The sequence below is a fragment of the Devosia sp. genome (assembly GCF_034675085.1).
Classification (GTDB): domain Bacteria; phylum Pseudomonadota; class Alphaproteobacteria; order Rhizobiales; family Devosiaceae; genus Devosia.
The window spans coordinates 1-10,043 of the sequence record NZ_JAUCDN010000104.1 but is presented as its reverse complement, the minus strand read 5'-3'; the positions used below and the strand labels follow the sequence as shown (position 1 = coordinate 10,043).

Genomic DNA, 10,043 nt, shown 5'->3' with positions numbered 1-10,043 from the left:
GAAGGCGACTTCGTCCCGCACCACATTGTCCTGGGCCTCGCTGTCGAGGCGCTTGACGAAGGCGCGCCCCGAATGGGGCTTGAACAGCACGCGGCGCGCATAGGTGCCGCCCAGGTCCTCGCTCACCGCCACATAGCCTTCATCGGCCAGGAACTGGTGCACGAAGTCGATATTCTTGCGGCCCACATCGTCCAGCACCGAATTGATCTTGCCGCCGCCGAACACCTTGATTTCGAGATTGGCCTTGTTGCCCGTGCCCTGGCTCAGCACCTTGTTGATGAGCTGTTCCATGGCGAAGGCGCCGTAGCGGGCCGAGGCGCCATAGCGGTCCCGGGCCGAGCCGGACTGTTCGGCGAGCAGGAAATGGTTCATGCCCCCCACCCGGGCCACCCGGTCGCGCACGCAGGCCGAGATGCACGAGCCCAGCACGGTGGAATAGGTCAGGTCCTTGTCGGCCGAGACGTGGCAGTCACCCTGGTGCACTGTCGTGACGACGCCGCGGTCAAATTCAGGCGGCAGGGAACTCGGCAGGACCATCTCTAGAAAATTACCTTAGGCGCAATGCTTTCGAAGCTTACCGGCAAGATGTTATCCAATCGCTAACCACGCTGCTCAAGGTCTGTGCGCCTGCCGGGCTCGGCAATAAGAGCTTTAGAAATACTGCGCTAGGGTGCCCCTGCCTGGGCTTGGATTTAATGATGTCACTGCAAAAGCTAGCGAAAGAACTCGACGAGACGGCGCGTCAGACCGCCACCATGCTGGATGGCATTACCGACGCGTTGACGCTGCTGGCCGACCGGAACCTAGCCCGCGACCCCAGCGTGGCCCTGGCCATGCAGATGATCGTCATGGCCCTTCAGGGGCAGGATCGTATCGAGCAGCGCTGCCGCAACATGGCCGTTGCCGTCCGCCAGTTCGCGCTTTTGCCCCCCAATACGCCCCAGAGCGTTTATGACGAGATCTGGGCCGGCCTCACCTTGGACGAGTTGCGCGTTCCCTCCCTCTCCGGCATTGCCAGCCATCCCAGCCACGGCGACGCCGAGCTGTTCTGAATCCTCCCCATCCGCCGGTTCCTTCCTCGCCCGTTACGGGAGTGGGTGCTCCCCAAAGACAAAACGGGCGCCCCGCGGGACGCCCGTTCCGAAAATCGGATTGTGAAAACCCGCTCAGCCGTCCATCTTGGCGCCGCTGACCACGGCATGCAGGTCGATCAGCCCCACCATGCGGCTGTCATGGGTGACGATGCCGTTGAGCAGCTCGGTATCGATGGAATTGCCTTCGGGCACGTTGTGGATGTCGTCGCGACTCACCGTCAGGATGTCGCTCACCGCATCCACCAGGATGCCGACCCATTTGTCGCCCACGCTCATCACCACCACGACATGATTCTTGGTGGGCGAGGTCTGCCCATCCCCGAAGCGGGCGCGCAGGTCGAAGATCGGCACGATGGTGCCGCGCAGATTGATGACGCCGCGCACGAATTCGCGCGTATTGGGCAGGGGCGTCGCGCCGTTCCAGGCGCGGATTTCCCGCACCGTGGTGATCTCCACCCCATAGGTCTGCTCGCCGATGGAAAAGGCGATGAGCTGGAGCGAATTGGCCCCGGCGACGCCGGTCTTTTCGCCCATGTCTTCCCGCAGGTTCAGCGCTTCCATTTCTATGCCTTTCTGCCCGCCTTCTGGCCGGCCATGCGTTTGTCTTGTCGCCGCTATGCCGCGTTCTGGTGGACGATGGTGCTTTTCAGCCCCTGCACGTCCACGATCAGCGCCACATTGCCGTCACCCAGAATGGTGCCGCCGGCGATGCCGTCCACCCTCTCGAAATTCTCTTCCAGGCTCTTGATGACCACCTGCTGCTGGCCGATGATGTCGTCCACCACCAGCGCCACCTTGGCCGAGCCCTCGGTTTCGCACAGCACCACGAAACGGTTGTCCGCATCGGTCTCGCAGGTCATGCCGAAGCGCTGCGCCAGGTCGATCACCTGCACATATTCGCCGCGCACCTGCAAAACCTGGCCGCCGCTGGGCACCCGCTCGAAGCTGGCGCGCGAGCACTGGATGGTTTCCACGATCGAGGACAGCGGCACCACATAGGGCGAGCCGCCTACCTTGACCAGCATCACGTCGAGCACGGCCAGGGTCAGGGGCAGGCGCAGCGTCATCCGGCAGCCCTTGCCGGTCCAGCTGCGCACATGCACCGAGCCGCCGATCTTCTTGATGTTGGACAGCACCACGTCCATGCCGACGCCGCGCCCGGAAATATCGCTCACCTCGCTGGCGGTGGAAAAGCCCGGGGCGAAGATGAGCTGGTCGATCTGTTCGTCGGTGGGCTGTACGTCGGCGGCCACGATCCCCTTGTTGCGCGCCAGTTGCAGCACCTTCTCGCGATTGATGCCGCCGCCGTCATCCTCGACCACGATGAGGATATTGCCGCCCGCCTGCTCGGCCGAAAGCCGGATCGTGCCCGATTCCGTCTTGCCGCCGGCCAGGCGCTTGTCCGGGCTTTCGATGCCGTGATCGGCCGAGTTGCGGATCATGTGGGTCAGGGGATCGGAAAGCTGCTCGATCACCGTCTTGTCGATTTCGGTATTCTCGCCGATGGTTTCGAGCTTGATCTTCTTGCCCGTCTTGGCCGCCAGCTCGCGCACCAGGCGCGGCATGCGCGAAAACACCGATTTGACCGGCTGGGCGCGGATCGCCATCACCGAATCCTGCAAGCCCCGCGTCGTCTGGGCCAGAACCTCAAGCCCGCGCACCAGCTCGGTATAGCGCGCCCGCAGGGTCTCATCCATCTGCTGGGTCAGCATGGACTGGGTGATGACCAGCTCGCCCACCATGTTGACCACGCGGTCCACCTTGTCGAGATCGACGCGGATCGACTGCACGCCGACGCTGCGATTGCCGCCATTTTCCTCGCCATCCGCGGCGGGCGCGGCGCTGCGCATCGGCGCTGCGGCGGGAGCGGCGGGCCGCGCCACCGGGCTGGGCTCGATCGATGCGGCAAGCTCGGCGAAGCTGGGCAGCGGAGCCTCCTCGAAGGCATCGCTTTGCTCTTCGGCCTGGGCGGCGGGCGCCACCGGCTCGGCTGGGGCCACGATCGGGGCGACAGCGCCGAAATCGAGCAGATTGGCCACCTCGTCATCGGCCAGCGCCAGCAGCGCCGCCGTTTCGGCATCGGCCTCGTCGGCGGCATCCGGCTCGGGCGCAATCGGCGCGGCCAGCACCGGCGCCTCGTCCAGCTCGGCCAGCGCGCCCAGCTGGGCCACTGAAATATCGCAATCGCCCTCGACGAATTCGAAGACCTCGCGGATCATCGCCTCGTTGACATCGGGGGCGACCAGCGTGATCTCCCAGGCGCAATAGACCGCGAAAGGCTCGAAATCGGCCAGAGGCGGCACCTCGCTCATCACCGCCCGCACATGCATCTCGCCCAGCGCCGCCAGTTCGCGGAACAGCAGCAGGGGATCGTTGGCGCGGGCATAGAGCGCCCGGTGCGGGGTAAAGCGGATTTCCCAATGCCCGGGCTCGGCCACCAGCGGCAGGGCGTCGAACACATCCTCCACCGCTGCCTCGCCCGCCGGCGCGCCCAGATCGACCATGACCGGGGTGAAATCGATGTCGAATTCGTCGAGCGGCTCGCCGTCCTCGTCCCCGCCCGCGGCCTCGCCGCGCGCCAGGAGGTCGAAGCGCTCCTTTTCCTCAAGCCCGTAATCGGCCGGCAGCGCCTCGCCGGTCTGGGCCGCCTTGACGTGATCGGCGACGATGTCGTTGGCGCGGATGCACAGCGTCACCACGTCGTCGCTCATCTCCACGCGCCCGTCGCGCACATAGTCGAGCAGCGTCTCATAGGCATGGGCAAAGCCCACCAGCGCCGAAAAGCCGAAGGCCCCGGCCCCGCCCTTGATCGAATGGATGGCCCGGAACACCGCATTGAGCCGGCCGGCGTCGCGCTCTCCGGCCTCGATGGCGGCGAATTGCTCTTCAAGCTCGGTCAGAAGCTCGGAGCATTCGTCGAAATAGGTCGCCTTGAAGTCGTCGAGATCGCTCATGCGAAAACATCCAACCCTTCTGGGTTTATCCGAAAGCCTAGTGGACCACGCGGTGAATGACCGAAATCAGCTTTTCGGGGTCGAAAGGCTTGACGATCCAGCCGGTGCCGCCTGCGGCCTTGCCCTGGTCGCGCTTGTCCTGGCTGGTTTCGGTGGTGAGGATCAGGATGGGCAGGCTCTGGTGCTGGCCTGTGGCCCGCACATGCTTGATGAATTCGATGCCATCCATCACCGGCATGTTGATGTCGGTGATGACCACGTCGACATCCTCGCTCTGCAGCACGTCCAGGCCCTGCTTGCCGTCTTCGGCCTGCAACACCTCGAATCCGGCATTGGAAAGGGTGTGATGCAGCATGGCCAGGATGGTGCGGGAATCGTCCACCGTGAGTACGCGCAAAGTCTTCATTCTCTCATCAATCCGGAAAACTGGGCGCCCAGACCCAGCCGCTCGATGGCGGTGGTCAGCGCCGCGCTCGGCTGCTCGATAAAAAATTCGAAATGGTTTCTCCGGGCCGTCTCGGCGGCGCTGATCAGCAGGAACAGCGCGTTGGTGGACACGCGTTCCACCCCGCTCGCCCGGATGCAGATCGCGCCCTCCTCGATGGCATCGATCAGCCCGTCACGGATGGCATCGATCGAATCCAGATCGATGATTTCTGGCAGGGTAACGGATGTGGTGCCTTTGCTGGCCATGACGGATGAGTGCCCCCGGAGTCTTCTCCACGCGCCAGTTTCCATGGGAACGGTTTAAGAATCGCTAACCCTGGCGGTCCAGATGCCGCATCGGGGCGGCGGCCTCTTGCCCGCCCGCCGCCATGGGGCTACCAGACCATCCAGACATCAGGATGGGATTTGCCATGACCGCCAATATTGCCCTGACCGGCCTTGCCCGTGACCTGGCCGCCCGCGCCGAGGCGGGAAAGCCGATCCGGGTGGGCGTCATCGGCTCGGGCGAGATGGGCACCGACCTCGTCACCCAGATGAGCCTGATGAAGGGCATCGAGATGGCCGCCATCGCCACCCGCCGCCCCCATACCGCGCTTGCCGCCATGACCATCGCCTATGGCGAGGATTCCAAGGGCCGCGAGGCCGACAGCCCCGCTGCCGCCACTGCCGCCATCGAGGCCGGCAAGATCGCCATCACCTCGGCCCAGACCCTGGTCACCACGCCCAATATCGACGTGGTGATCGACGCCACCGGCAAGCCCGGCGTCGCCGCCGATTATGACCTGCTCGCCATGGAACATGGCAAGCATCTGGTGATGATGAATGTCGAGGCCGACGTCACCATCGGCCCCTATCTGAAAGCCCAGGCCGACCGGCTGGGCGTGGTCTATTCCGTCGGCGCGGGCGACGAGCCCTCCTCCTGCATGGAGCTGATCGAGTTCGTCTCGGCCCTGGGCCTGCCCATCGTCGCCGCCGGCAAGGGCAAGAACAACCCGCTCCGGCACGACGCCGTGCCCGACGATTATCGCGCGGAAGCCGAGCGGCGGAACATGAACCCGCGCATGCTGGTCGAATTCGTCGATGGCTCCAAGACGGCGGTGGAAATGTGCGCCATCGCCAATGCCACCGGCCTGGTGCCCGACATTCCGGGCATGCACGGCCCGGCCGCCGACCGCGACGACATGGCCAAAGTGCTCATCCCCCGGGAGGATGGCGGCATCCTCAACCGCATGGGCGTGGTCGATTTCACCGTCGGCAAGGGCGTCGCCCCCGGCGTCTTCGTCATCGTCAAGGCCGAGCATCCCCGCATCATCGAGCGGCTGGACGATCTGCATATCGGGCACGGCCCCTATTACGGCTTTTTCCGCCCCTATCACCTCACCAGCCTGGAAGTGCCGCTCACCTGCGCCCGCATCATGCTGCACGGCAAGCCCGACATGGTGCCCCTGCCCCGCCCGGTCGCCGAAGTCTGCGCCGTGGCCAAGCGCGATCTCAAGCCGGGTGATCTCCTCGATGCCATCGGCGAGACCTGCTATCGCTCCTACGCCATGACCGTCACCGACGCCGGCGCCAAAGGCGCAGTGCCCGTCGGCCTGCTCGAAGGCGGCAAGGTCACCGCACCGGTGAAAAAGGGCGAGCTGCTGACCGCCGCCAACAGCCAGCCCGACACCTCCACCCGCCTCTACGCCCTCAGAAAAGCCCAGGACGCCATGCTGGGCCTCTAGGCGTTCCCCCTCACCTCTCCCTTGGCGGAGAGGTGAGGGGGCCTTGTTCCAAGGCGCCGCCTCCAAAAGGCCCAGGGAGCGCCGGAAGCCCCGATGTGAAGGCCGCTCTCGAATGCCTCAACCCTCTCCCCTGTTGCATTCTCCGCCCCCGCCCATTAATTCCTGACTGGCTTATTCAGGAAATTGATCTCATGTCCGAAACCGTGTCCGAACCGTCCGCCCCCGCCGATCCCCGCGCCCCCCTGCGTGTCCGCCACGACACCCGCATGCGCCTGCTCACCGTCGAGGCGATAACCGACATCACCCCGCGCATGCGCCGCTTCCGCCTCACCGGCGACATGGCCGGCTTTGCCTCGCTGGGCCATGCCGACCACATCAAGGCCTTCTTCTTCCCCGAGGGCGTCGAGCCCAAGACCCCGCCCATCGGCCCGCGCGGCGCCGAATTCGCCCCCGGCGAGCGCCCGGAAATGCGCGACTACACCCCGCGCTACTGGAATGTCGCCGAGGGCTGGATCGAGCTCGATTTCGTTTTGCATGGCGATGGTCCTGCCTCGGGCTGGGCCGCCGCCGCCAGCATCGGCAGCACGCTGGTCATCGGCGGGCCGCGCGGCTCGCTGGTCGTTCCCGCCGCCTTCGACTGGTATCTGCTGGCCGGCGACGAGACCGCCCTGCCCGCTTTGGGCCGCCGCATCGAGGAACTGCCCGCCGGCGCCCCGATCCTGGCCGTCATCGAGGTGGAGGACGAAGCCGAGGAGCAGCGTTTCGAGACCAAAGCCGCCCTCACCCTGCGTTACGTCCACCGCAAGGGCCTGCCCGCCGGCAACAATTCACTGTTGCTCGACGCCCTGCGCACGGCCGCCTTCCCGCTCGGTGCCGCCTATGCCTATATCGCCGGCGAGGCGGCCATGGCCCAGGCCCTGCGCGCCCATCTCACCGAGGAACGCGGCTTCGATCCCGCCTATATCAAGGCCGCCGGCTATTGGCGGCTGGGCGTCGCCGACGCGCACGAAGACCACTGAATGGCTTGGCGCGCCCTCCCGCCCCAGCTAAAGCTCGGGGGAAAAGGAGGGCTCGCTATGGCCACGAGAAAGATTCGCTGGGGTATTCTGTCCACCGCCAATATCGGCATGCAGAAAGTCATCCCCGCCATCCAGAAATCGGCCCATTCCGAGGTGGTCGCCATCGCCTCGCGGAGCGGAGAAAAGGCCCGCGCCGTCGCCGCCCGCCTCGGCATTGCCCGCGCCCACGATTCCTACGAGGCCCTGCTGGCCGATCCCGACATCGACGCCATCTACAACCCCCTGCCCAATCACCTGCATGTGCCCATGACGCTGGCCGCCGCGAAGGCCGGCAAGCATGTGCTGTGTGAAAAGCCCATCGCCCTGAGCGCGGCGCAGGCTGAAGAACTGCGCCAGTGCCCGCCCGACCGCATCGTCATGGAAGCCTTCATGGTGCGCTTCCATCCTCAGTGGCAGCGCGTCCGCGACATCATCCGCTCGGGCGAATTGGGCGAGATCCGCGCCATCAACGCCGTTTTCAGCTATAACAATGTCGATCCGGCCAATGTGCGCAACCAGGCCGATATCGGCGGCGGCGGCATCATGGATATCGGCTGCTACCCCATCACCGCCGCCCGCTATTTCTTCGAGGCCGAGCCCGCCCGCGTCGTCTCCCTGGTCGAGCGCGACCCCAATTTCGGCACCGACCGGCTGGCCAGCGTCATCGCCGATTTCGGCGGCGGCCGGCAGCTGAACTTCATCTGCTCCACCCAGGCCACCCCGCATCAGCGCGTGCAGGTTCTGGGCAACAAGGCCAAGCTCGAAATCGTCATCCCCTTCAACGCCCCGGCCGATGAGCGCACCGCCATCACCATCGACACCGGCTCGCCCGCCGACGGCTCGCTCGCCCGCCGCGAAATCCTGCCCGCCTGCGACCAGTATACCGAGCAGGCCGAGGCCTTCGCCCTCGCCGCCCTGGGCGAAAAGCCGCTTCCCTGGGGCGTGGAAGACGCCATCGCCTCCATGAAGATCATCGACGCCATCTTCGAAAGCGAAAAGACCGGCGCCTGGGCACGGGTCTGATCGCTCCGGCCATGGCTGACGCCGTTCTCCTCACCGGCATATCCGGCTTTCTCGGCGGCCATGTCGCGCTGGCCCTGCTGCGGGCCGGCTATGCCGTGCGCGGTAGTCTGCGCGATATGGGCCGCGCCGACGCCGTTCGCGCCAGCCTCGCCAGCGCTGGCGCCGACACCGCCCGGCTCGATTTCGTCGCCCTCGACCTGTTGTCCGATGTCGGCTGGGCCGAGGCCATGGCCGGCGTCCGCTTCCTCCAGCACACCGCCTCCCCCTTCTTTCTCACCGCCCCCGCCGACCCGCAGGCCCTGATCGCCCCGGCGGTGGAGGGGACGCGCCGCGCCCTGACAGCGGCGCTCGCCGCCGGGGTGGAGCGCGTCGTGCTCACCTCCTCCATTGCCGCCATCCAATATGGCCATGCCGATCCCGGCCGGTTGCTTGATGAAACCGACTGGACCGATCCGCACAGCCCCCGCGCCAATGCCTATGCCCGCTCCAAGACCCTGGCCGAGCGCGAGGCCTGGGCCCTCATGGCCGCCGCCGGCCGCACCCGCGACCTCGCCGTGCTCAACCCCGCCGTGCTTTTCGGCCCCCTGCTCGATGACGATCCGGGCACATCCGCGCTCCTTATCCGGCGTCTCTTGGGCGGGCGCCTGCCGGCCCTGCCGCCGCTCCATCTCAGCTGCGCCGATGTGCGCGACGTTGCGGCCCTGCATGTTGACGCCGTGACCGACCCCGCCGCCGGCGGCGAGCGCTGCATCGTCGCAGAGGGCACCTATGGTCTGCCCGACATCGCCGCCATGCTGCGCCCGACCTTTCCCGAGCACCGCATTCCCCGCAGGACCCTGCCGCTGTGGCTGGTCCGGCTCGCCGCGCTGTTCGACGCCGATCTGCGCGCCAATATCGAGGAAACCGGCGCCCCCAAGCGCTTTGTCTCCACGCGCGCACCCGCTCGCCTGGGCCGGCCCCTCATCTCGACCGCCGAAGCCGCCCGCGCCACCGCCCACAGCCTGATCGCCCGCGGCCTCGTCTGACGCTCAATTTCGCCCCACCCCGCAAAAACCCCTTGCACCACCGCCCGGATCGCGCCATATGAACGCGGTCGGAATGGGGCTGTAGCTCAGTTGGGAGAGCGCGTCGTTCGCAATGACGAGGTCAGCGGTTCGATCCCGCTCAGCTCCACCATTCCGATGAAAATCAAGGACTTAGCAATGTGTTTTGCCTGGTGGGACAATCAGGTGAGACAAATCCTTGTTCATTCCGACCTATTTGCAGCTGTCCCGGCATGGAATTTTCTATTTCCGCTGGACGCTTCCTAGGCAGGCAGAGACAAGCCAGCACGGCTTGTGCATCAAGCTGTCCCTACGCACCCGTGACCCAAGTGAGGCATTGCGGCTTGCAACGCCGTTGCGCTATCTGGCCCAAGGGCTGATAGGACGGGGCGCACACAAGCTGATGAACCACAAAGAACTGCATGCGCTTGTGCACGACCATTTCACCAAGCTGGTTGCCAATGCCAAAGCGCGCATCGACAACGAAGGCCCATTGTCCGACGCGATGCAGGGGCAGCTACTGGACGAAATCAAATCTATCAGCGCCGATCTCGCCAGTGACTTCCCGTTACCAGTCTTCGCAGAAATCCCCGCAAATGCCTTTCTAGAGCAAGAGGGCATCCAGGAGGGCAGAGCCAGCATCGACTGTTGATTGTCGCCAGGAACTGACCCGGGATTGTCATTGAGAAGTGACCCGGTT

General features: G+C 65.6%; 11 protein-coding genes and 1 tRNA gene. 7 read left to right on the top strand and 5 right to left on the bottom strand.

The genetic code is table 11. The annotated features are described in order from the left end of the window. On the bottom strand, nt 1-537 hold a 537-nt coding region (locus tag VDP82_RS08545), incomplete at its 3' end, for a chemoreceptor glutamine deamidase CheD (protein WP_323014427.1). 161 nt (nt 538-698) lie between these two features. Here VDP82_RS08545 and VDP82_RS08540 point away from each other — a divergent pair. Next, a complete protein-coding gene (locus VDP82_RS08540) occupies nt 699-1,052 on the top strand; it encodes a hypothetical protein (RefSeq protein ID WP_323014426.1) in 354 nt (117 codons plus the stop codon). A gap of 114 nt (nt 1,053-1,166) precedes the next feature. Here VDP82_RS08540 and VDP82_RS08535 read toward each other — a convergent pair whose 3' ends face one another. The 4 genes from VDP82_RS08535 to VDP82_RS08520 are packed head-to-tail and all read right to left on the bottom strand — an operon-like array spanning nt 1,167 to nt 4,741. After that, nucleotides 1,167-1,655: a chemotaxis protein CheW gene (locus tag VDP82_RS08535; protein WP_323014425.1), complete on the bottom strand. Its 489-nt coding sequence runs from the start codon at nt 1,653-1,655 to the stop codon at nt 1,167-1,169. A gap of 53 nt (nt 1,656-1,708) precedes the next feature. Continuing rightward, nucleotides 1,709-4,048 carry a chemotaxis protein CheA gene (locus VDP82_RS08530; protein WP_323014424.1) on the bottom strand — a complete coding sequence of 780 codons (2,340 nt, stop codon included), beginning with the start codon at nt 4,046-4,048 and terminating at the stop codon, nt 1,709-1,711. A 37-nt stretch (nt 4,049-4,085) separates the two neighbouring features. After that, nucleotides 4,086-4,454 carry a response regulator gene (locus VDP82_RS08525; RefSeq protein ID WP_323014423.1) on the bottom strand — a complete coding sequence of 123 codons (369 nt, stop codon included), beginning with the start codon at nt 4,452-4,454 and terminating at the stop codon, nt 4,086-4,088. Next, nucleotides 4,451-4,741, bottom strand: a complete 291-nt coding sequence (locus VDP82_RS08520) for an STAS domain-containing protein (protein ID WP_323014422.1) — start codon at nt 4,739-4,741, stop codon at nt 4,451-4,453. The genes VDP82_RS08525 and VDP82_RS08520 overlap by 4 nt, the downstream gene beginning before the upstream one ends. Nucleotides 4,742-4,905: 164 nt before the next feature. On the opposite strand from VDP82_RS08520, the gene VDP82_RS08515 reads away from it, so the two are divergent. The 6 genes from VDP82_RS08515 to VDP82_RS08490 all read left to right on the top strand — a co-directional run bounded on the left by VDP82_RS08515 (nt 4,906) and on the right by VDP82_RS08490 (nt 9,995). Beyond that, a complete protein-coding gene (locus tag VDP82_RS08515) occupies nt 4,906-6,219 on the top strand; it encodes an NAD(P)H-dependent oxidoreductase (RefSeq protein WP_323014421.1) in 1,314 nt (437 codons plus the stop codon). Nucleotides 6,220-6,410: 191 nt separating this feature from the next. Then, entirely contained in the window at nt 6,411-7,238 is an 828-nt protein-coding gene (locus VDP82_RS08510; protein WP_323014420.1) for a siderophore-interacting protein, read from the top strand. 57 nt (nt 7,239-7,295) lie between these two features. Next, a complete protein-coding gene (locus VDP82_RS08505) occupies nt 7,296-8,300 on the top strand; it encodes a Gfo/Idh/MocA family oxidoreductase (RefSeq protein WP_323014419.1) in 1,005 nt (334 codons plus the stop codon). Between the two features lie 11 nt (nt 8,301-8,311). Next, nucleotides 8,312-9,325 (top strand): NAD-dependent epimerase/dehydratase family protein, encoded by a 1,014-nt coding sequence (locus tag VDP82_RS08500; RefSeq protein ID WP_323014418.1) that lies wholly within the window; start codon nt 8,312-8,314, stop codon nt 9,323-9,325. 75 nt (nt 9,326-9,400) lie between these two features. After that, nucleotides 9,401-9,476, top strand: a tRNA-Ala gene (locus VDP82_RS08495). A 66-nt stretch (nt 9,477-9,542) separates the two neighbouring features. After that, nucleotides 9,543-9,995 (top strand): hypothetical protein, encoded by a 453-nt coding sequence (locus tag VDP82_RS08490; RefSeq protein WP_323014417.1) that lies wholly within the window; start codon nt 9,543-9,545, stop codon nt 9,993-9,995. Nucleotides 9,996-10,043 lie beyond the last annotated feature (48 nt).

What these genes read in the sequence shown, in the direction of transcription:
- VDP82_RS08540 (WP_323014426.1), top strand. Translation starts at nt 699, where the DNA reads ATGTCACTGCAAAAGCTAGCGAAAGAACTCGACGAGACGGCGCGTCAG.
- VDP82_RS08535 (WP_323014425.1), bottom strand. Translation starts at nt 1,655, where the DNA reads ATGGAAGCGCTGAACCTGCGGGAAGACATGGGCGAAAAGACCGGCGTC.
- VDP82_RS08530 (WP_323014424.1), bottom strand. Translation starts at nt 4,048, where the DNA reads ATGAGCGATCTCGACGACTTCAAGGCGACCTATTTCGACGAATGCTCC.
- VDP82_RS08525 (WP_323014423.1), bottom strand. Translation starts at nt 4,454, where the DNA reads ATGAAGACTTTGCGCGTACTCACGGTGGACGATTCCCGCACCATCCTG.
- VDP82_RS08520 (WP_323014422.1), bottom strand. Translation starts at nt 4,741, where the DNA reads ATGGCCAGCAAAGGCACCACATCCGTTACCCTGCCAGAAATCATCGAT.
- VDP82_RS08515 (WP_323014421.1), top strand. Translation starts at nt 4,906, where the DNA reads ATGACCGCCAATATTGCCCTGACCGGCCTTGCCCGTGACCTGGCCGCC.
- VDP82_RS08510 (WP_323014420.1), top strand. Translation starts at nt 6,411, where the DNA reads ATGTCCGAAACCGTGTCCGAACCGTCCGCCCCCGCCGATCCCCGCGCC.
- VDP82_RS08505 (WP_323014419.1), top strand. Translation starts at nt 7,296, where the DNA reads ATGGCCACGAGAAAGATTCGCTGGGGTATTCTGTCCACCGCCAATATC.
- VDP82_RS08500 (WP_323014418.1), top strand. Translation starts at nt 8,312, where the DNA reads ATGGCTGACGCCGTTCTCCTCACCGGCATATCCGGCTTTCTCGGCGGC.